Genomic DNA, 21916 nt, shown 5'->3' with positions numbered 1-21916 from the left:
GCTTGCCTGCGATAGCGGCGGGTCAGTTAATAATTTGGTCACTGGTACACCGCTATCGCAGGCAAGCCAGCTCTCACAGTTTTAACTTTACTCACTTGGAGTCAGTGGTGTTTGAGTAGTCGGGTTTCCAGGTGATCCAGGTGCTGGGTCATCAGGGCGACAGCCGTGTGGGCGTCGCGCTGTTCCACGGCATCCACAATCGCCACATGCTCCTGCCATGCGCAATAGGTGCAGGCCTTTGTTTCAAATTGCGCAATGATCAACGACGTCAACGGCACCAGGCTGTTGAGAAACTGTGCCAACGGCGCATTGCCTGCCATGTGCGCCAGTTGCAGATGAAACTCTCCCGAAAACCGGATCGCCGGCCCCCGCTGGTCACACTCAATGGCGTTGCGCTCCTGTGCAATCAGCTCGCGCAGTTGGCGAATTTGCATCGCTGTGGCCTGGGCGCAGGCCAGTTGCACCACGGTCATTTCGGTGAGGCGCCGTGCTTCCAGAATCTGCCGTGTGTGCTGGGCATCCGGCGCGGCGACCTGGGCGCGTTGGTTGGGGCGCAAGATGACCACTTGCTGATGGGACAGCTTGGCGAGCACCCGGCGAATCACGCTGCGGCTCACGCCAAAGAGTTCGCCCAGGCCTTCTTCGGTGAAGCGGCTGGCGGGCGCAATGCGTTGCTCAAGAATGGCGTCGAACAAGCGTGGGTAGATATCGTCCACCGAGGGCTTTTTTTCGGGCGTCCAGCGTAGGGACGTGAGGGTGGAGTCGCGTTGCAGGGCGTGAGCGTTCATGGCCGGTCTCCGAAAATCAACTGCCCAGATGGTCGTCCGGGATATTCAAGCGAATGCCCATGCGCAGGCCTTCCTGCAGGATGTGCCGACGCATTTCGGCACTGGCCAGGGCGCTGTTCTTGTTGCGGATGGCGCGTACCACGGCTTCGTTCTCTTGCAAGCGTTCGGCCAGGTGTTCAGGGGAGTTGCGCAATACCTGGGCGCTTTGTTTGAGCGCGGTGCTGGTTTGCTGCACCACGTTCTGGAAGATAGGGTTGGAGGTCAGGGCGAACAATTCTTCATGGAAGTCGATATAGGCGTTCATGCCGGCTTCGGCATCGCCGACATCCAACGCTTCGCGCATGTCCATCAGGGTCAGGCGCAGTTGGCCGATTTCCTTGCTGCTGATCGACTGGGCCACCAGGCCGACGATGAAAGGTTCGAGGGTGTAGCGCAGTTGTAGGATGTCCTCGAGGCTGGCGTCGGCCACGGCGTCGCTCGATTGCGGCTCGCTGACGCTGGTTTCCAGCACGACCACGCCTTTGCCCGGCATGGAGCGCACCAGGCCGAGGGTCTCCAGCACGATCACAGCCTCACGCAGGCTCGGGCGGCTGATGCCCAGCTGTTCGGCCAGTTCGCGTTGACCGGGCAGCATTTCACCGCGGCGCCACTGGCCTCGCGCCAAGGCGGCGCGCAGTTTTTCTACCACTGAATTGACGACGGTTGAGGTGCTGATCACGTCGTGCGCTCCTTGATAATGAATAATCCCGCCATCTGTAGGAGCGAGCTTGCTCGCGAAGATCGTCAACGATAGCGCGGGCAGCCTGGATGCTCGCGGTGTCTTGAAGTTTTTCGCGAGCAAGCTCGCTCCTACAGGGGGCAACGGTAACGTTGTTAGAACTCCTGATGTGCCGGTAATACCGGCTTCTTGGCCTGAAAGGCATAGCCTTGCTGGCCGTCGAGCACTTTGTTGGCGCGCTGGATATCAATGTCTTTTTCCCAACGGGCAATCGCCACAGTCGCGACGCAGTTGCCGATCAGGTTGGTCAGCGCACGGCCGATGCCCATGAACCAGTCCACGGCCAGCACCAACACCAGGCCGACCACCGGAATCGCAGGAATCGCTGTGAGCGTTGCCGCCAGGATCACCAATGCCGAGCCTGGAATGCCATGGGCGCCCTTGGAGGTGATCAACGATACCAGGAGGATGGTCAGCAAGTCGGTCATCGACAGCGGTGTGCCGGTGGCGTTGGCGATAAAGACGATGGCCAGGGTCAGGTAGATCGAGAAACCGTCGAGGTTGAACGAGTATCCGGTGGGGATTACCAAACCCACGGTGGAGCTGCCAATGCCCAAATGTTCCAGCTTGCGCATGATCTGCGGCAGCACAGCGTCGGACGAAGCGGTGCCCATCACGATCAGCAGTTCTTCGCGCAGGTACTTGAGCAGCGGCAACATGCGTAGGCCCGACACGCGCATCACCAGCCCGAGGATCACCGCCACAAAGGCAAAACAGGTCAGGTAGAAAAGCCCCACCAGGCTGCCCAGGTGTTGCAGTGAATCGAGGCCATAGGTGCTGGTGGTGAACGCGATGGCACCGAATACGCCAATCGGCGCCAGGCGCACGATCATGCCCATGATGCGGAAGATCACATGGCTCAATTCGTTGATCAGTCGCGAAATCCCGCTGGCCGCTTCGCCCACCAGGTTCAGCGCGCTGCCGAACAGCACCGAAAACAACAGCACTTGCAGCACGTTATTATCGGCAAAGGCGCCGACTACCGAGTTGGGGATCAACTCCATCAGAAACTGGCTGGTGCCGCGGATGTGCTGGCCCTTGTCGGCCAGTTCATTCAAACCGGCGGAAGAGAGTTGCTCCAGGTGAATATTGGCGCCGCTGCCGATGCCGGTGCTGAAGGCCATGATCAGGCCGAGCACCAGGGCGACGGTGGTCAGCATCTCAAAATAGATCACCGACTTGAGACCGATGCGTCCGACCTTCTTCAAGTCGCCCGCGCCGGAAATACCGCTGACCACCACGCAGAACACGATCAGGCCGATCAGCATTTTGATCAGCTTGATAAAGCCGTCACCCAAGGGTTTGAGTTGCGAGGAGAATTCGGGGAGGGCCAGGCCGCAGGCGATGCCGAGCATCAGGCCAATCACGACTTGCAGGAAAATCGAACGCGAGCACCATCTGAGCATGGGAGGGATCTCTATTCGGTGCCCTGGTGGTTCCAGGGCTTAATTGTTGTGGTCTTACCGGTAAGTCCAGTGCGGGGCCAGTCTACGCTCGGTTTTTTTCAAATCACAAGTAAATATTTGGCGGTTGGCAGGTCCCGGTCTGACCAGTTGGTCGGTAAGTACGATGCTTGAGCGGTTGGCGGGGATTAATTTTTTTTGCGTATCATCTTCCTCGGCATACGAGGTGATGGATGGACCAATCAGGGCTGACAACCGACGAAGCAGGGCGCATGTATTGCGCCTGGCGCACTGCAGCGCCTGCTTACCTGCATTACCACGACCACGAGTGGGGTGTGCCGGTGGCGGATGACATCGCGTTGTACGAGAAGATCTGCCTGGAGGGCTTTCAGGCGGGGATGGCGTGGATCACCATCCTGCGCAAGCGCGAAAACTTTCGACAGGCGTTCGAGGGTTTTGATTTTCGCCGGGTGGCGCACTACGGCGAGGCGGACATCGAGCGGTTGATGAGCGACCCGGGCATCGTGCGCAATCGCGCGAAGATCGTCTCGGCCATCAACAACGCACGCCGGGCCTGTGAGCTGGTGGAGGAGACCGGTTCGCTGGCGCGCTGGCTGTGGGCGTTCGAACCCGGCGCGCAAGAGCGGCCGGCAGTGGTGGACATGGCTTACTGGACGGCCAATCCGACCTCAGCGGCTTCGGTGCGCTTGTCCAAGGCCCTGAAGAAACGCGGCTGGACCTTTGTCGGCCCGACCACGATGTATGCGTTGATGCAGGCGATGGGAATGGTCAATGATCACTTGGAGGGTTGCGAGTGCCGGCCGCGCATTGAACACCAGCGCAATCTGTTCAAACGTCCCTGACCAGATACGGTTAAAACTGTGGGAGCTGGCTTGCCTGCGATAACGGTGGGCCAGTAAAAGATGAGCTGGCTGGTCCACCGCTATCGCAGGCAAGCCAGCTCCCACATGGGGTTTGTGGTGTTGCTGATTACTTGGGAAGTGGGGTAAGTACCTCAGCCTTGTCATCCAGCACCATCACCACCAGCAGCTTGGCCGGTTGGGTCTGGCTGGCATTGCTTGACTCAAAATGCCGCGAGCCGGCCGGCTCGTAGAACGATTGCCCGGCTTTGTAGGTGATCGCCTTTTCATCATTGACCCGCGAGGTGATCTCGCCTTCGAGCACATAAGCCACGGCGGTGCCGGTGTGGCTGTGGGGCACGGTGGCCTGGCCGGGGGCGTAGTCCACGGTGAGCATGATGGTTTTCTTGCCCGGCACGTTGGTCAAGGCGTGCTCTTGCAGCACCTTGAGCGTTTCCTTGTTGTAGACCGGGTCGTGGGCAAATGCACTGAGGGAGGCGAGCATCAGTGTGGCAGCGAATAAGCGTTTCATGATGAGGGTTCCATCGGGTGAAAGACCGCTTCACCCTACGCCGCCGGGGGCTTGCCACCAATGACCAATGCGCCGGAAAACTGCCTAGCCAATCTGCAGGAGAATATCGCGGACCTTGTCCAGCGCCGGGTCGATATCCAGAGTCTCGATGGCGCCGAACCCCAGAATCAGCCCCGAGCGCACCGGCTTGTCGTGAAAAAACACGTCCAAGGGATATAAACCCACCTCGACCTGACGCGCCCGTTCCATCAGCAATGGAATATTCACCGGCACCTTGCACAGGGCCGCCAGGTGAAAGCCCGCCACCGTCGGTACTGCCTCGAACCACGGCGACAGATCGCCCGCCAGACGCTGCAGGATGCGTTCGCGACGCCCCGCGTAGACCCCGTGACAGCGGCGAATATGCTTGAGCAGGTAGCCTTCGCTGATGAACTTGGCCAGTGCCCACTGCGGCAAGGTAGCGCTGTGCTGGTCGGTCAATTGCTTGGCCTTGAGCACCGCACCATAAATGGCCGGCGGCAGCACCGCATAGCCCAGGCGTAACTCCGGCGACAGGGTTTTGGAAAAGGTGCCGACGTAGGTGACCACGCCGCGGGTATCCATGCTTTGCAGGGAGTCGGTGGGGCGGCCTTCGTAGCGGAATTCGCTGTCGTAATCGTCTTCGATGATGATCGCGCCGAGCGCAATGGCGCGGTCCAGCAGGGCTTCGCGCCGCGCCTGGCTCATGGGCATGCCGAGGGGGAATTGGTGGGACGGCGTCACATAGATCAGGCGCGTGCCATCCGGGATCTGGTCGACCTGCAGGCCCTGTTCGTCGACGGCAACACTGGCGACGCGGGCGCCCATCGCGACGAACAATTGGCGTGCGGGGCTGTAGCCGGGGTCTTCCATCGCGACCATGCTGCCGGGCTCAAGCACCACGCGGGCAAGCAGGTCCAGCGCCTGCTGTGCGCCGTTGGTGACTACGATATCGCGGGCGCCGCATTTGACCCCACGGGAAAACGCGATATGCCCGGCGATGGCATCGCGCAGGGCGGGCACGCCTTCTGGCTGGCTGTAAAAACCACTGTTCTGGGCGATGCGACGCAACGCATCCTGGGTGCAACGCCGCCATTCATCCTGGGGGAATTGGTGGCGTGTCGTCGCGCCGCCGATAAATTCGTAGCGCAGGAGCTCCTCGCGGGCGGGGTGGCCCATGGGTGAGGGCAGTGCGGCCCATTTGCCCAGGTTGGCGGCACACGCCAGGTCGGTGGCGGTTTGCACGCGGTCGGGCTGTGGCGCCCAGGCATTGACGAAAGTACCGCGGCCGATCTTGCCAATCAGCAGGCCCTCGTAGGTCAAGGTGGCGTAGGTGTCCGACACGGTCTTGCGCGAGATGCCCAGTTGTTCGGCGAGCAGTCGGCTGGGGGGCAGCTGTGCGCCTGCCGACAGCCGCCCGGTGGCGATGGCTTCGCGCAACTGCTGGTAGAGCTGTTCGGCCAGGTCCTTGCGGCCATTGATTACCACGTGCAGTTCCATGTTTCATCCCAAGGCTTCACTCCGCGCCAAGACTACTCGCTTGCGGTGCGGGCTCAAAATATCTATGAGTCAGTCGCCCCTGCGTATAAGCATCTACCGTCGCCTGGCTATTACCGGCCGCCATGATTTCCCCTATAGCAGGCACCGATTGCCTGCCGCCCGCGTTATTCAACGTGATGGCATAGGGAGCCGGACTCATGACGACATCGAAAACACATACTAAAAAGAGGCTTGAGACCTTGCTCGCCCTGGACCAGAGCCTGGGACCGCTGGTGGTTGGCGAGTTGACTGTCTCGCGTATAGACCTGGCCGCCATGGGTGCCCAGGTGGCGGGAAAACCGGTCAAGACCCATCGTCTGGCGGTACGCGAGGCAGATCAGACGCTGCTGGATTCAATCCGGTTCTCGGCATCCAGACTGCAGCGTTATCTTCGTGGGAGTAGTTCTGTCAGCGACAGCAGCGCCGCTGTGCTATTTGAGTTCGCGGCGTTGCGCTCTACACAAGCTGCGCCTTTACTGGTGGTCAAGCCGGGAGACGAAAATCCCGGTGCAGTGGGCAAGCTCGATAGGCTGTTACGTTCAGTGCAGAAAACCAATCTCAACCAAGCGGCGCAGTTGGAGGGAATGCCTGGTTGGGTCGAGCCGAAGAAAAGCCGAAGCTTGGCGGTAATGGGCGCGGGGCTGGAGGTTTACGGGTACTACAGTGCGATCAACGCGTTGGCCGAAGCGATCAAGACCGGCGATATCAATGAGGCGGTAGTCACAGGCGCAGAGTTGTTTGCCAACCTCACGGGCACGGCACTGGAGTTGGCGCTGGAGCACTTGGGCAGACGACTGCTGGAAAACGGGCATAAGGTGTTAGCAGGTTTCAGCGCCAGTTCTCTTGGCCAGACCCTGCGACGGGGCGCCGGCCTGTTCGCTCTGGTGCTGACGTTGCCGTTTGACTATCACAATGCCAAGCAATCGCTGCATAAGGCGGCGAACAGCACTGGCAAGGAAGCGCTTGATCATTACGTCAACGCCGGCTTCAGTATCGTGAGCGCCAGCGTCAGTGTGGCCCTGGGGGTTGCAGCGTTGGCTGGATTCGGCGTGGCCGGCCCGCTGGGTATTGCCGCCGCCGCCGTATTGATGTTTGGCGCGCAACTCTATGCGGCGGTTCGTCAGGTGGATGAAATTGATGACTATATCGAGCTGAGTGTTTTCGAGCGGCTGCACACGGGCTGGTTGGCATTTCAGGGCAAGGAACCGGAGAAAGAAATACGTGAGCGGTTCGCCCTGGCCAGGATGGAAAATTGGTATGCGCAGCACCTGACCAATCAGGCCCAGACCTGGCTCAGGGGGGCGCTCAGAGGCACCGTACAGGCGGTAGTCAATGGTGGGTTTGAGGTGCGGCTGAGCCCGGTCCGGCATTGGAAGCATCGATGGAACGAAGCCGAGGGTGAGGATCCCTACATCGACACCACCGAGCCGATGCTCGTCGACCAGAATGATCAAATAGATGCTTCCAGCGCCTCGGTTGGCCGTCTGCCTGGTGTGGTGCTTGGTCAGGGTGATGCGAATTCCGCGGTGCTTTGGCGGCTGGGGGGCGGCAATGACGATGTCAAAGGCTTCGCTGAGATCCCCAATATTTTTCAGTTCGGTGAAGGCCAGAAGCAGCTGACCGGTGGCGCCAGGGACGACGTATTCAGCTATGACATGCCGACGGGCACACTGGACGAGGCCGACGCACATCGCCCGGCCAGTCAGCTGCGTGGCGAGGCAGGCAGCGATACGCTCTACCTGTCCAACTCGGCAATCTATGAGCACAACACGCAGGGCTATGCCATCGACCTGCAGGCGGGCACCGTCGTGCGGCGCAAAGATATCGACAAACCGTTGCCTCATCACTCGATCAGCCTCGACTCGATAGAAAATATCGCCACGCCAGCCGGGGTTGCCAGCCAAGTCAAGGGTTCAGAACAGGCCAATACGATAATCGCAAACGGCGATGGCGATCGGATCGAGGCCGCGCAGGGCAATGATACGGTGATCGTGCTGGGTTCCAACGCCTGGGTGGACGGCGGAGCGGGCAAGGACCGTTATGTTCTGGCCACCAACCGCGGCACGGTCTCGCTATACGAGCAGGACTGGGCCGAGGGTGCCGTGATCGAGATGCGCTGGCCTCTCTCGGCTATCGCCCATTGGGGCGTCCAGGGGTGTGCGTTGGTCATTGTGGTCTGGCGGGGCGTTAATGGCGAACTGCCGCAGCACGTGATCAAGCTTGAGCAGCTCTATACGCAAGGTGATGACCGGCGCTGGTTGAACAAGCACAGCCTGCTGTTTCTCACGGAGGACGGCTACATGCTTGAGCCGATTCTCGAACCGACATTGGTTGGCAACGAGGACGCCGACGTGACCGTCGCCGTGAGAGCAGGTGACCAGGACGTCAGCCTGGACAGGGTGTTGAACGCCGGAACGTTCGTGGTGCCCCATGGGCGTTCGACCCGCTGTTTCATCGAACGTGGGCCACACAGAAAGGTGGTCGAAGTTCGTCTTAAAAGCGACGCGACTGCTTGCGTGTTGTACGTGGATTATTCGTCGCAGGAAATTCTCCAGGTATTGGCCGGTTACCGTGTGACCCTACGCAGGTTGGTTCACTTCGATTCGCTGACCTATAGCGACGTGAAATTAACCATCAGTTTCACCGACGGCAGTCAGTTGGTCCTCTGCGAATATGCCAGTGATCGATCCTCGATACGCACCAACGTGACGTCAAACATCATCGCGGTCAGCCTCAAACTGGACTGCCAGTTTGTACTGGTCATGAATGATGGCGTCTCATACCGGATACAGGCGGCCCAGCAAACCTATAGCCAGGACCGCGCCTCACCAGGTTTCAATACCTTCGATGGCAGCTCGGCATTGGTAAAAAGGCCCGGGATACACGGTTTTTTTCGACCGCATAGCGCCAAGGGGGTCTGGTTGCAATCGTCGCCGCAGAAAGTCGTTATTCCTGCCCCACCGCATTATCAAAAGTCTTACTCGTTGATGGGGCGGGCGTCGACCTATGAAGTGGTGCCCAGTACCGGCTCAACGATCTACCTGTCCACGCCGGACGCGCTGGCCAAAAAGTCGGACGCATCGTTCTGGCGGATCAACACGGCCAAGCTTGGTGAGCTGATTGAGCGGGCGCACATCGTCTTGAACGAAAACACGCTGACCCTCGGCAGCGTGAAGGTGCTGCTGCCACCCGTGACAGACCCTTCGGTGCCGCTGGAACAAGTCAGCGTACTCACCAAGCAGGGCGAGCAATACGACATCCGCCAGGACCTGGGGGGCATCTATCTCGCGCAACTGGATGCCTCCCCTTATCAGACTGTAGCCGAGGTCTGGGAAGCGTTGCGGCGTTCTCGCCAGTGGTCAACCTTGATGGCGCGTCAGCTGCGCGTTATCGGCTTGGAGCTGAGCGACGGCACGGTGTCAGGCGTTCATTACGATTCAGGCCGCGATTGCTGGGGGGCGGATGTTGATCCGCTGCGTACCGTAACGTCTGCGGACTTGCGGTTCAGCGGTGTTGACTCAGTCTGATTGATCATTAAAAGGGATTTTTTATTTATGCAGCAAAAACCGCAATCGCCCAGAACTGCCGGCCGACCCTCTGGGCGTGCCGGTGACGGTGCCGACAGTGTCATGGTCAGGGACTATGGCCGCCCGACCAGTACCACTCAACCGGCGTATCAAGGCGCGCAGCGCACGCGATACCGCAATGGTGGTTTGCTTGGGGTCCCGCAAATAAGTGCTTTGGATCTGCCTGGGCCGCCACCGCCAACGGCTGTATGGGTGACAGGCGATACGCTTGGAGCCGTCAATGCCGAGGGTATGCATGATGTGAACGGCCGCAGTTACGTCAATCTGGATACCGGGCAAACGGTGCAAGTGATCCATCAGCCGGCCAGTGGTACTTATCACCCGCGCTTGGCGCATCAACTGGCTGCCGGCTCAGCTGTGGTACAGAGGGTTGGGAATACTTCAACCTGGACAAACGTGACGACTGCAGCGCATTCCAGTGTTCCGATAGCCACGCCAGTGACGATGCCAACACCTGGGCCGCGAGATCCGCAGTGGGATCTGCAGCTCTACGATGCGCGAGGTGCTGGTGCAGCGACGGGGACTCCTATCCCGGGGAAAAAACAGTACGTCATTGGCGGGCAAAACTACTACGGTGATGAGCTGTTTTCGTTGGACCACTACAAGGCAGGCGATAACAGGCTCTACATGCAGAATGCGAATGGTGTGTTGCAGCCTCGCGGCTCCATCAGCGAAGACGGGATGATTCAGCTCTCTGGTGACCCGGCCGTCGCCTATTTGGAGGTGGGGAGCGTGCTGGTTCGCGTCGAGCTTGATAGCACGAGAAATAAATACCAACTGATCCCGAATGGTTCCAACAGCGCGCCGGGTATTTACCTGGATACTGGCGGCAGCCGGGCATCGTGGGTGCCCGAAATGCGCTTGGACAGCATCGGCGCAATCATTAACGCCGCCCGCAAATCGCTGGGCTACACCGGTGTTACCAGTGATATGAGCCAGGGCTTGATGTCGACCGTGGACAAGCAGACGTACTGCTATATGCGCCAATATGCGCGGCAGATGATTGCATTCGATAACCCGCGTATCCGCAACGCGCCCGTGCAGCTGCGAGATCGCATGATTGATGCACACATCTGGACCCATGGCTACCCGTATGAGCGCCTGTTGCTCGGGATGCACGCCAGGGCTGAGGGCGTCGCACTGCCACCGGGTGTTGTGCAGTTTGATGCGTTTCAAGGCATGGCCACCGTGGCGGCCCGTCGTGAGGGAACGTTCAATCTAGAGGCCGTTGCCGTCGATGATCAGCTTCATTATCCCTATCGCGGCAGGCGCGGGGATGAACAGGATTTTTTTGATCAATGGAGGGCGTTGGACATTAAGCAGACCAGGCAGCGTGGGGCGGCCAATGAGCAAATGTACCGTGAGTTACTTAAAAATGATGGCTATCGAATCATTCCCGGTGGGACCTACGGCGGCAGCCAGAATGGCTTCGATCTGGTATTCATGGGGCCGGCGGGCGATGTCTATGTGCTTGAAGTCAAACATGCCAAATCCGGCCACGTCAGCATGGCTAGGGTCAATCAGCACTTCCAGATGGAGGATGGCTGGGTCACACGGGTCCTGAGCAAACTGGACAGTCACGATCCAGGTGCCGGGCAGCAGGTTGCGGATGCACTGGCACGTCAACGGCTTTTCAAGGTCATTGGTGCGACCCTGCCAGATGGCAAACTGGTGCTATTTAAGATCGACATGAGCGCTGTACGTGCGCGGTGACAAACAGGCGAGCCCGTTCGCCACCGACAGTACAGGCGGCTTCAGGACAAGAAGCCACCGTCCACGTTGAGAGAAACGCCCGTGGTGTAGCTCGATGCGTCACTGGCCAGGTACAACACCGCGCCAGCCATTTCGCTGGGGTCGGCCACGCGCTTGAGTGGGATCTGCGCCAGGGCAACTTTCAGGATCGAATCGTTCTTGACCAGTGCCGAGGCGAACTTGGTATCGGTCAGGCCCGGCAGCAACGCGTTGCAACGGATACCGAACGCCGCGCACTCCTTGGCGAATACCTTGGTCATGTTGATCACGGCGGCCTTGGTCACCGAGTAGATGCCCTGGAATACGCCCGGCGAGATGCCGTTGATCGAGGCCACGTTGATGATGCTGCCGCCGCCGTTCTCGCGCATCAGCTTGCCGGCTTCCACCGACATGAAGAAGTAACCACGGATATTCACGTCAACGGTCTTCTGGAATGCGCCCAGGTCGGTGTCCAGTACGTTGCAGAACTGCGGGTTGGTAGCGGCGTTGTTGACCAGGATATCCAGGCGGCCGAACTGTTCACGAATGCCGGCGAACACCTGGGTGATCTGCTCCATTTCTCCAATATGGCAGGCAATGGCCGTGGCTTTGCCGCCCTCGGCGATGATCGCATCGGCCACGTGCTGGCAACCCTCCAGCTTGCGGCTGGAGACGATCACATGGGCGCCTTGCTGGGCCAGCAACTTGGCGATGGCTTCACCGATGCCACGGCTGGCGCCGGAAACAAACGCAATCTTGCCATCGAGGTCGAACAGGTTGGTCTTGGACATGAGGGTTCCTTGTAGTTGCACTCAGAGCGCTGATTTGCCGATGACATTCAGGCTCATCTGCTCCAGCAGTTTGTTCATGTGGATGAACTGCGCGAAGCGTTTGTCCTGGGTCTGGCCATGGAAGAAACGGTAGTAGATCTGCTGCACAATCCCGGCCAGACGGAACAGGCCGTAGGTGTAATAGAAATCGAAATTGTCGATCTGGATGCCGGAGCGCTCGGCGTAGTAGTCGACAAACTGGCGGCGGGTGAGCATGCCGGGGGCGTTGCTCGGCTGGCGGCGCATCAATTGCACCGGCGCCGGGTCTGCGGCCTCGATCCAGTAGGCGAGGGTGTTGCCCAGGTCCATCAGCGGGTCGCCCAGGGTGGTCAGCTCCCAGTCCAGCACGCCGATGATCTGCATCGGGTTGTGCGGGTCGAGGATCACGTTGTCGAAGCGGTAGTCGTTGTGCACGATGCTGGAGGTGGGGTGGTCGGCAGGCATCTTGTCGTTGAGCCAGGCGCGTACCGCCTCCCATTTTGGCGCGTCGGGCGTCAGGGCTTTTTCATAGCGCTCGCCCCAGCCGCGAATCTGCCGCGCCACGTAGCCTTCAGGCTTGCCCAAGTCGGCCAGGCCGCAGGCGTGGTAGTCGACCTGGTGCAGTTCGACGAACTTGTCGATAAAGCTCTTGCACAAGGCTTCGGTGCGGGTAGCGTCCAGGCCCAGCTCAGCCGGCAGGTCGGAACGCAGGATGATGCCGTTGACGCGCTCCATCACATAGAACTCGGCGCCGATCACCGATTCATCGGTGCAGTGCACATACGCCTTGGGGCAGTACGGGAAGCCATCTTTGAGCTGGTTGAGAATGCGGTATTCGCGGCCCATGTCGTGGGCAGACTTGGCCTTGTGACCAAACGGCGGGCGACGCAGCACGAATTCCTGGTCGGGGTATTCCAGCAGGTAAGTCAGGTTCGACGCGCCACCAGGGAACTGGCTGATTTTGACGGTACCGCTCAGGCCCGAAATATGAGCTTTGAGGTAGGGATCGATCAGGCTGGCATCAAGTTCTTCGCCTGGGCGAATCTGGGTCGATTGGTCGTTCAGCGCCATGCTTATCCCTTCTGCTTATTCTAAAGGCCTTGGACTATTTCCTAATCTAATGCGCATAGCCGCCCAGCGACAAGGTCGGGGCGGTTTAATAGGTTAGCGTGTTGAAGGGTGATCAGCGTGCCTGATTGGTCATTTTGCGGGCGCTGGCAAGGCCACCGGTGTAAGCACGGGGCGGCCGGCAAAGTATTCCACCAGGTTATCAGCGACGCGCTGCACCGTGTCATGGGCCGCTTCCGGGGACAGGCCGGCCACGTGGGACGTCAGCACGGTATTGCTCAGGCGCTTGAGGGCATCGGGCACTGCAGGCTCATCGTCAAACACGTCCAGCGCGGCGCCGCCGATGCGGCGCTGCTCCAGCGCAGCGACCAGGTCGGCGGTCACCACTACGCTGCCGCGCCCGATGTTGACCAGAAAGCCGTGCGGCCCCAGGGCGTCCAGGGCGTGACGGTCGATCAGGTGACGGGTGCTGGCACCGCCGGGCGTAGCCAGCACCAGGAAATCCGAGGTACGCGCCAGCTCGACAGCCGTCGCACAGTAGGTGTAATCCACGTCATCGCGGGGTTGGCGGTTGTGATAACTCACCTCCATGCCGAACCCCAGGGCGGCGCGCCGGGCAATCTCCATCCCCACCGCACCCAGCCCGAGAATCCCCAGGTGTTTACCGCTCAGGGAAGGGCGCATCACTTTCGGCCATTCGCCACGCCGCACCGCTGCATCCGTCTGGGGAACGCCACGCACCAGCGAAAGCAGCAGCGCCATGGCATGGTCGGCCACCGACGGCGCATTTACCCCTGCACCGTTGGTCACCACGATCCCACGATTGCTCGCGGCCTGCAGGTCCACGTGTTCGTAGCCGGCACCGATCACGCAGATGATTTCCAACAACGGCAGTGCCGCGATTTCATCGGCGTACAACCCCAGCGGGCCACGGGTCAGCACGGCCTTGATCTGCCCACCGTGCAACTTGATCGCCTGAGCGCGTTCGACGGGCGTCGGCGCCAGAATCACATGAAAGTCATTGCTCTCGATGATTTGCAGGTACTCGTTGATGGTTTCAACCAGGACCAGAACGGTGGTGGGCATGGGGCAGCTCTCCGGTGAGTTCGATGCTCGGAGTATGCTGCATTTTTGTTGCGCGAAATGCCGAGGGCCCGAGAAAGCGCGACTGATTTTGCGAAAGGTGCCAGCGTCTCGGCGAGCGGGAGACGCTGTTTGCACGCGGGCGAATTATTTAGCGGGTGCAGCCTTGCGCACCTTGCTCTGTTCGGCCGCTACGATGTCCATGTAATCGTAGGTAGGAAAGAACTCTGTCCTGAAGGGGCCCCATGCAGAGCGTTCGATGGCGAGATTGACCTCCCGCAGGCGCGAGGCGGGGAAGCGTAGAACGATGACGTGGCCGATCCCCATGGCGATGGTCCAACTGACGATCTCTACCCCTTCAGGAGGGAATACTTTAAAGAGTTCCTGTTCGGTGAGTTTTGTTCTTATTTCGTTCAAGTTGCGAGATTGGTCATGTTTGAGGAAAACGGTCAGCAGCACCGCATTGTCAGCGCTGATGGCGACAGGTTTTCCTGATGTGGAAGCCTGCGCATGAAGGCCGCCTGAAACAAGGGTAGAGAACAATAAAACAGACGCCAATAAAGGCTTTAATAGCGTTTTCATTGAGTGAGGCCTTTTATGAGTATTGTCGCTACTCGTGGGGTGAGTGTTGAGGGTTAGTGGGTGGGGGTGGTTTTTACTGATCCGGTATAGGGCGCATGAACCACATGTATTCGAACAAGAGGGTTGGCGTCGATCATGTCGCGCGGCACTTCACGAGAGTAAGTGAATTCCTGATTGTTCAACGTCTCAAGTTTTCTGACGATGGTTCTCGTTGCACCTTTATCGGGTATCAGGATATGGTTTTTCCTGTCCCCTGTTACCATGAAGTAACCGCCGCCGCCGTTGTCATATTTTGATAGCCCGGTATCGGTGTAGAAAAATTCGTAGCGATTACGCTGAGGGTCCCACGCTGATATTCCAACGACACCTGGGTACTTGTCCTTTACATCGATCTCTGGGGCGCCCTCTATATAAACTTTTGTCGTCAGCCAGCGGGGGGATGTGCCCAGGGCACTTGCGTCGTAGTTTTCTACTGCCGGTTGTGCTTGGCTGGCCAATGGGCTGAGCATTCCGGTGGCAAGTATCAGCGAGAAAATAAGGTTGTGTTTTTTCATCAAGTCGCTCCTGGCGAGTGAGGTTTTTAATTCTGCTGTCGTGGGTTTAGAGGACTTTGTTTTTTTGAGCTGAGCTGGAATATAGACGTGATAGGAGGGGCTCTCAATGCTTGGGAAAACCCTTGCAACAAAACCCGCAATAATTAAAGTTTCAGTCCAGATGCGCTGATTAACTGTCTGTAAGAACTTTCTTATATGTGAGGGTGCGTAACTTTAATTGATGTTGGGTTTCTGTCAGCGGCTTCCCACTGGAGAACTTTGAATGACTGGATTTGTTTAAACACAGCTTCGCCGGCCTTGCGTGATCGACCCTCCCAATGCCACGCCGGCAGGGAGGCTCGTGAGGTGGGTAAAGGCGGTGCGCATCTGGCGTTGAATCAACTGAGCTGCCCATGGACCGCCTTCCAGGCTTTGCACTGCAGTGCCGTTCCTCAGCTAAGTCTTTGCTTATTCACAAGAATCCCGGACAATCGCGCCCCTGTTAAGGTCAGGGCGCTGCCTGTCAGGTTTTTCTGACTCGTCCTGGCCGTGTGAATGCGGAGATCCGACCGGATGAATGATCAGGCCAATAGCGTCGACGAACGCTATGCAACGACACCTGCAACGCTCACAAGCTGGAGCCGCCAGGACACCACCTGGATGCTCGGGCTGTTCGGTACCGCCATTGGCGCCGGTACTTTGTTCTTGCCGATCAACGCGGGCCTGGGGGGCTTCTGGCCGCTGGTGATCCTGGCGCTGCTGGCCTTCCCGATGACGTTCTTTGCCCACCGTGGGCTGACCCGTTTCGTGCTGTCCGGCCGCGAAGGTTCCGACATCACCGACGTGGTGGAAGAGCATTTCGGTATTAAGGCCGGTGCACTGATCACCTTGCTGTACTTCTTCGCGATCTTCCCGATCCTGCTGATCTACAGCGTGGCGCTGACCAATACCGTCAGCAGCTTCATGGAGCACCAACTGCACATCCTGCCGCCGCCCCGGGCGATCCTGTCGTTTGTATTGATCCTCGGCCTGCTCGCCGTTGTGCGCTGCGGTGAACAGGTGATCGTCAAGGCCATGAGCCTGATGGTGTACCCGTTTATTGTGGCCTTGCTGTTCCTGGCGGTGTACCTGGTGCCGCACTGGACCGGCGGCATTCTCAGTACCGCCAGCGAAGTGCCGGCACCGTCGGCGTTGCTCAACACGCTGTGGCTGGCGATTCCGGTGATGGTGTTTTCGTTCAACCATTCGCCGATCATCTCGGCCTTTGCGGTGGACCAGAAGCGCCAGTATGGCGCTCACGCCGAGGAGCGCAGTTCGCAGATCCTGTCCCGCGCGCACTTGCTGATGGTGGCGATGGTGCTGTTCTTCGTGTTCAGTTGCGTGCTGACCCTGTCGCCCGCGCAGTTGGCGGAAGCGAAAGCGCAAAACCTGTCGATCCTGTCGTACCTGGCCAACCACTTCGATAACCCGACGATTGCCTTTGCCGCACCGTTGATTGCGTTCGTGGCGATTGCCAAGTCGTTCCTGGGCCACTACATCGGTGCAAGCGAGGGCCTCAAGGGCCTGGTGGTCAAGACTGGCCGCCGTCCGGCACCCAAGACCCTGGACCGCACGACCGCCGCCTTCATGTTGGTGGTGTGCTGGATCGTCGCCACGCTTAACCCGAGCATCCTTGGCATGATCGAGACTCTGGGTGGGCCGGTGATTGCGTCGATTCTGTTCCTGATGCCGATGTACGCCATCCGCAAGGTGCCGGCCATGGCCAAGTACCGTGGGCAGGCGTCGAATGTGTTTGTGACTGCAGTTGGCTTGGTTGCCATTACGGCGTTGGTGTATTCGCTGGTTGCGTAGGAGCGAGCTTGCTCGCGAAGAACGTCAACGATAACGCGTGCTTCCTGGATGAACGCGGCGCCGGTGAGTTTTTCGCGAGCAAGCTCGCTCCTACACTGGATTAGGGCAAGCCAGCTCCCACATTTTTTTTGTGTTGGCAGTAAAGGTTAATTCCAGGCATAAAAAAACGCCGCGTACCTTGCGATACGCGGCGTTCTTCACATCAACACACCGTTAAGCTTGAATCACCGGGATGTTGGCGCTTGCTGCGATCTTGCGGAACTCGGCGATCTGGTCGAAGTTCAGGTAGCGGTAGACGTCACTGGCCATGGTGTCCAGTTTCGCTGCGTAGCCCATGTACTCTTCGACTGTCGGCAGGCGACCCAGAGTGGAGGCGACGGCCGCCAGCTCAGCCGATGCCAGGTAGACGTTTGCACCATCACCCAGGCGGTTCGGGAAGTTACGGGTCGAGGTAGACACGACGGTGGAGTTCGGCTCAACGCGTGCCTGGTTACCCATGCACAGCGAGCAGCCTGGCATTTCCATGCGTGCGCCAGCCTTGCCGTAGATGCCGTAGTAGCCTTCTTCGGTCAGTTGGTGAGCGTCCATCTTGGTCGGCGGCGACAGCCACAGACGGGTAGGCAGCTGGCCCTTGACCTGCTCCAGCAGCTTGCCGGCAGCGCGGAAGTGACCGATGTTGGTCATGCACGAACCGATGAACACTTCGTCGATCTTCTCGCCAGCGACGCTGGACAGCAGACGGGCGTCGTCCGGGTCGTTTGGCGCGCAGAGGATCGGCTCGTTGATTTCCGACAGGTCGATCTCGATGATTTCGGCGTATTCGGCGTCGGCATCGGCTTCCATCAGCTCCGGGTTGGCAACCCAGGCTTCCATCGCTTGGGCGCGACGTTCCAGGGTGCGTGCATCGCCGTAGCCTTCGCCGATCATCCAGCGCAGCAGGGTGATGTTGGAGTTCAGGTACTCGGTGACGGACTCTTTGGACAGCTTGATGGTGCAACCGGCAGCCGAACGTTCAGCCGAGGCGTCGGACAGCTCGAAAGCCTGTTCCAGCGTCAGATCGTTCAGGCCTTCGATTTCCAGGATGCGGCCAGAGAAGGCGTTCTTCTTGCCTTTCTTTTCTACGGTCAGCAGGCCAGCCTGGATCGCGTAGTAAGGAATGGCATGAACCAGGTCACGCAGGGTGATGCCAGGCTTCATCTTGCCTTTGAAGCGCACCAGAATCGATTCCGGCATGTCCAGTGGCATTACGCCAGTGGCTGCGGCGAACGCGACCAGGCCAGAACCGGCCGGGAACGAGATGCCCATCGGGAAACGGGTGTGGGAGTCGCCACCGGTACCGACGGTGTCCGGCAGCAGCATGCGGTTCAGCCAGCTGTGGATGATGCCGTCGCCTGGACGCAGCGATACACCGCCACGGGTCATGATGAAGTCAGGCAGGGTGTGGTGGGTGGTCACGTCGATCGGCTTCGGGTAAGCCGCGGTGTGGCAGAAGGACTGCATCACCAGGTCGGTCGAGAAGCCCAGGCACGCCAAGTCTTTGAGTTCATCACGGGTCATTGGGCCGGTGGTGTCCTGGGACCCCACGGTGGTCATCTTCGGCTCGCAGTAGGTGCCTGGGCGAACGCCTTTGCCTTCTGGCAGGCCACAGGCCTTGCCGACCATTTTCTGCGCCAGGGTGAAGCCTTTGCCGGTGTCGACAGGCGCTTCAGGCAGCTTGAACAGGTCAGTCGGGCCCAGGCCCAGCTCAGCGCGTGCCTTGTCGGTCAGGCCACGGCCGATGATCAGCGGGATACGGCCGCCGGCACGAACTTCGTCCAACAGCACCGGGGTCTTCATTTCGAAGGTGGTCAGGACTTCGTCGGTGCCGTGCTTGCAGACTTTGCCAGCATGCGGGTACAGGTCGATCACGTCGCCCATGTTCATGTTGGTGACGTCGAATTCGATTGGCAGTGCGCCAGCATCTTCCATGGTGTTGTAGAAGATCGGAGCGATCTTGCTGCCGAAGCAGAAACCCCCGGCACGCTTGTTCGGCACGTAAGGTACGTCGTCACCGAAGAACCACAGTACCGAGTTGGTCGCTGACTTACGCGACGAGCCGGTACCGACCACGTCACCCACGTAGGCGATCGGGAAGCCTTGGCCGCGCATTTCTTCGATCTGCTTCATCGGGCCGGTCTTGCCTTGCTCGTCCGGCACGATGCCTTCGCGAGCCATTTTCAGCATGGCCAGGGCGTGCAGCGGGATGTCAGGGCGGGACCAGGCGTCAGGCGCCGGCGACAGGTCGTCGGTGTTGGTTTCGCCGGTGACCTTGAAGACGCGCAGGCTGATCTTGTCGGCCAGGGTAGGGCGGTTGCGGAACCACTCGCCGTCAGCCCAGGACTGGATCACGCCTTTGGCGTGCTCGTTGCCGTTGCGGGCTTTTTCGGCGACGTCGTGGAACGCATCGAACATCAGCAGGGTGTGCTTGAGTTGGGCGGCCGCGACGGGCGCCAGTTCGGCGTCGTCCAGCAGCTCGACCAACGTCACGATGTTGTAGCCGCCCTGCATGGTGCCGAGCAGTTCAACAGCGCGTTTCTTGTCGATCAGGGGGGAAGTGGCTTCGCCCTTGGCCAGGGCAGACAGGAAACCGGCCTTGACGTAAGCGGCTTCGTCAACGCCTGGTGGAATACGGTTGGTGATCAGGTCAACGAGGAATTCTTCTTCGCCAGCCGGAGGATTTTTCAGCAGCTCGACCAGGCCTGCGGTTTGTTCGGCGTTAAGCGGCTGGGGAACGATACCCAGTGCTGCACGCTCTTCGATATGTTTGCGGTAGGCTTCAAGCACAGTTATTACCCTCATCAGTGGTCCCACGGGACGCTCATCCAGAAATGAACGGCACGCATGCGCTCGGGGGCTTTTTGGGCCGCAAAGCCAGCGCTGCCGGCATTCCTTACAGAAGCTGCTTTCAAAGTTTTACGCCTGCAGAACGGAGCTGATGAGGGTTGGCGCGGGCTCTGACCTACCGGGTCGAACCTGCGCCAACACCGTTCTGAAGGAACGACTGTGCTCGTGACGCTTTGAAAACAGCTTCCAGCGGATTATTGGCGCCTTACAAGGCCGGGTGATTCTACGGCAAAAAAAATCTAAAGGTAAGTTGCCTGCTCAAGTTTGCTGGGTGATCAACCTTAGACAAAGGGCTAACATGGCGCACTGTTTCGCTGATTTGCGTGTTGCTGCTTATGCCCAACCAAACCATCAAGACCCCCTGCGTCGGCCTGTGCTCCACGGTCTACGGCGATCTCGTGTGCCGTGGATGCAAGCGCTTCCACCATGAAGTGATCCAGTGGAACGGCTATAACGAAGAAGAAAAACGCGCGGTCTGGCTCAGGCTTGAGCAGCTGTTGGTGCAGGTCATGGCCGGTAAAGTGGAGGTTTTCGACCCCAAGACCCTGCGCGGGCAGTTGGAGCAACGCAAGATTCGCTTTGTGCCACACCAGTCCGAGTATTGCTGGGCCTACCAGTTGATCGCCCGTGGGGCCCGGGTGATCAATAACCTGGAAGCCTATGGCATGGTGCTGTTGCCGGAGTTTCGCGACTGGGCGCTGCCTGAACTGCGCGATGCCATTGATCGCGAGTTCTTTATCTTGTCCGAGGCGCATTACCAGCGCTATATCGCGCCGGGCTTCTTGAAAGATGCGCTGGGTTAACTGACTGGCGAGGTCAATGTGGGAGCTGGCTTGCCTGCGATAGCGGTGTATCAGGAGCAAATGCGCCCGCGTACCCACCGCTATCGCAGGCAAGCCAGCTCCCACATTTGGTCCACATTGCCTGAAGGTCGGTGTCAGGGCTTGGTCGCCAGCTCTTCCAGATGGTCCATGAGCGTCTGCGGTTTGAGCACCAGCACATCGCTTTGCACCGCATCCAGCACCACTTCTGCGGTATTGCCGATCAACGCGCCGGAAATCCCCGTGCGCGCCACCGTGCCGATAATGGTCACCGCCGCCTGCAACCGATGGGCGATATGTGGGATCAGCACATCGGCCGGGCCTTCCTCGATATGCAGGTGCCTGTCGTCCACGTCGAACTCGGCCTGGAAGGCCTTGCATTGCTCGCGGTAGCGCGCCTCGATGGTTTCCTTGAGCTGAAAGGTCGGGTCTGCCGCCGACAGCATGGGCGAGGGGTGAGCGCTGATCACATGCAACTGCGCTTTGGCGAGGCTGGCGATATCAAAGCCATGGTCGATGATCGAATTGTGCAGCGAGCGGTGTTCGCCGTCGGCGTTGCCCACGTCGATGGCCGCCAGGATCACGCCGCCCGCCCAGGGGGTGGCGGTCTTGACCAGCAACACCGGCGTTGGGCAGTAGCGCAGCAACTTCCAGTCCGCCGGGGTCAGCAGGGCTTTTTTCAGAGGGTTGTCGGGGAAGTGCTGTTTGATCACCAGGCCACAGCCTTCGGCTTGCTGCACATCGATGATGGTTTCATGCAGGCTGTCGTTCCAGGCCTGCTCGGTGGTGACGCTGTAGCCGTCTTCTTTCAAGCCTTCCTTGAGCAGGCTCAGCAGCGCCGAATGCTCGTGCTTCTTGTCACAGACCAGCAAGTGCAGGTGCGCGTCGGTCACTTTGGCAATCAGCTTGGCACGCTTGAGGGCCAGGCTTTCCGAATGCTCGGGCTCGATGACCACCAGGATGCTGCGGATGGCTTGCATGGTCGGGATCTCCAAAAGGGCGGGCGTTGGATAACTATAGTTGCTGCTACGCAGCCGTCATGTTGATACA

General features: G+C 59.4%; 17 protein-coding genes. 5 read left to right on the top strand and 12 right to left on the bottom strand.

Going from position 1 to position 21916, the window contains the following annotated elements:
• Positions 1–101: 101 nt before the first annotated feature.
• The 3 genes from JFT58_RS25515 to JFT58_RS25505 all read right to left on the bottom strand — a co-directional run bounded on the left by JFT58_RS25515 (position 102) and on the right by JFT58_RS25505 (position 2987).
• Entirely contained in the window at positions 102–788 is a 687-nt protein-coding gene (locus JFT58_RS25515; protein WP_054897964.1) for a GntR family transcriptional regulator, read from the bottom strand.
• A 16-nt stretch (positions 789–804) separates the two neighbouring features.
• Positions 805–1506, bottom strand: coding sequence for a FadR/GntR family transcriptional regulator (locus JFT58_RS25510; RefSeq protein ID WP_054897963.1), 702 nt, complete (start codon positions 1504–1506; stop codon positions 805–807).
• Between the two features lie 155 nt (positions 1507–1661).
• Positions 1662–2987, bottom strand: a complete 1326-nt coding sequence (locus JFT58_RS25505) for a C4-dicarboxylate transporter DctA (protein WP_169918802.1) — start codon at positions 2985–2987, stop codon at positions 1662–1664.
• Positions 2988–3202: 215 nt separating this feature from the next.
• On the opposite strand from JFT58_RS25505, the gene JFT58_RS25500 reads away from it, so the two are divergent.
• Entirely contained in the window at positions 3203–3832 is a 630-nt protein-coding gene (locus JFT58_RS25500) for a DNA-3-methyladenine glycosylase I (RefSeq protein WP_034126016.1), read from the top strand.
• Between the two features lie 127 nt (positions 3833–3959).
• On the opposite strand, the gene JFT58_RS25495 is transcribed toward JFT58_RS25500, so the two are convergent.
• Together JFT58_RS25495 and pdxR are read right to left on the bottom strand one after the other, a co-directional pair.
• On the bottom strand, positions 3960–4361 hold the full coding sequence (locus tag JFT58_RS25495; protein ID WP_019820196.1) for a cupin domain-containing protein: 402 nt from the start codon (positions 4359–4361) through the stop codon (positions 3960–3962).
• 84 nt (positions 4362–4445) lie between these two features.
• Positions 4446–5879, bottom strand: a complete 1434-nt coding sequence (pdxR, locus tag JFT58_RS25490) for a MocR-like pyridoxine biosynthesis transcription factor PdxR (protein WP_054897961.1) — start codon at positions 5877–5879, stop codon at positions 4446–4448.
• Between the two features lie 197 nt (positions 5880–6076).
• Here pdxR and JFT58_RS25485 point away from each other — a divergent pair, with 197 nt between their 5' ends.
• Together JFT58_RS25485 and JFT58_RS25480 are read left to right on the top strand one after the other, a co-directional pair.
• A complete protein-coding gene (locus JFT58_RS25485; protein ID WP_198834701.1) occupies positions 6077–9445 on the top strand; it encodes a calcium-binding protein in 3369 nt (1122 codons plus the stop codon).
• A 27-nt stretch (positions 9446–9472) separates the two neighbouring features.
• Positions 9473–11218 (top strand): hypothetical protein, encoded by a 1746-nt coding sequence (locus JFT58_RS25480; protein WP_169918801.1) that lies wholly within the window; start codon positions 9473–9475, stop codon positions 11216–11218.
• 41 nt (positions 11219–11259) lie between these two features.
• Here JFT58_RS25480 and JFT58_RS25475 read toward each other — a convergent pair whose 3' ends face one another.
• The 5 genes from JFT58_RS25475 to JFT58_RS25455 all read right to left on the bottom strand — a co-directional run bounded on the left by JFT58_RS25475 (position 11260) and on the right by JFT58_RS25455 (position 15332).
• Entirely contained in the window at positions 11260–12027 is a 768-nt protein-coding gene (locus tag JFT58_RS25475) for an SDR family oxidoreductase (RefSeq protein WP_034126013.1), read from the bottom strand.
• Positions 12028–12048: 21 nt separating this feature from the next.
• Positions 12049–13116: a phosphotransferase family protein gene (locus tag JFT58_RS25470; protein WP_054897959.1), complete on the bottom strand. Its 1068-nt coding sequence runs from the start codon at positions 13114–13116 to the stop codon at positions 12049–12051.
• Positions 13117–13245: 129 nt separating this feature from the next.
• A complete protein-coding gene (locus JFT58_RS25465) occupies positions 13246–14199 on the bottom strand; it encodes a 2-hydroxyacid dehydrogenase (protein ID WP_034126011.1) in 954 nt (317 codons plus the stop codon).
• Between the two features lie 144 nt (positions 14200–14343).
• Positions 14344–14778, bottom strand: a complete 435-nt coding sequence (locus tag JFT58_RS25460) for a hypothetical protein (protein WP_054897958.1) — start codon at positions 14776–14778, stop codon at positions 14344–14346.
• Positions 14779–14831: 53 nt separating this feature from the next.
• Positions 14832–15332 carry a DUF4822 domain-containing protein gene (locus tag JFT58_RS25455; protein ID WP_054897957.1) on the bottom strand — a complete coding sequence of 167 codons (501 nt, stop codon included), beginning with the start codon at positions 15330–15332 and terminating at the stop codon, positions 14832–14834.
• Positions 15333–15884: 552 nt separating this feature from the next.
• Here JFT58_RS25455 and JFT58_RS25450 point away from each other — a divergent pair.
• Positions 15885–17162, top strand: a complete 1278-nt coding sequence (locus tag JFT58_RS25450) for a serine/threonine transporter (protein WP_054897956.1) — start codon at positions 15885–15887, stop codon at positions 17160–17162.
• Between the two features lie 213 nt (positions 17163–17375).
• Here JFT58_RS25450 and acnB read toward each other — a convergent pair whose 3' ends face one another.
• Positions 17376–19985 (bottom strand): bifunctional aconitate hydratase 2/2-methylisocitrate dehydratase, encoded by a 2610-nt coding sequence (acnB, locus tag JFT58_RS25445; protein WP_003190828.1) that lies wholly within the window; start codon positions 19983–19985, stop codon positions 17376–17378.
• A 395-nt stretch (positions 19986–20380) separates the two neighbouring features.
• Here acnB and JFT58_RS25440 point away from each other — a divergent pair, with 395 nt between their 5' ends.
• Positions 20381–20848: a DUF1289 domain-containing protein gene (locus JFT58_RS25440; RefSeq protein WP_003190830.1), complete on the top strand. Its 468-nt coding sequence runs from the start codon at positions 20381–20383 to the stop codon at positions 20846–20848.
• A 134-nt stretch (positions 20849–20982) separates the two neighbouring features.
• On the opposite strand, the gene JFT58_RS25435 is transcribed toward JFT58_RS25440, so the two are convergent.
• A complete protein-coding gene (locus JFT58_RS25435) occupies positions 20983–21846 on the bottom strand; it encodes a universal stress protein (protein ID WP_034126007.1) in 864 nt (287 codons plus the stop codon).
• Positions 21847–21916: the final 70 nt, after the last annotated feature.

The sequence above is a fragment of the Pseudomonas sp. MF6767 genome, from assembly GCF_016405475.1.
GTDB classification, from domain to species: domain Bacteria; phylum Pseudomonadota; class Gammaproteobacteria; order Pseudomonadales; family Pseudomonadaceae; genus Aquipseudomonas; species Aquipseudomonas paracarnis.
Note: the sequence above shows the minus strand (reverse complement) of the source record. Positions and strands in the feature narration are given on the sequence as shown.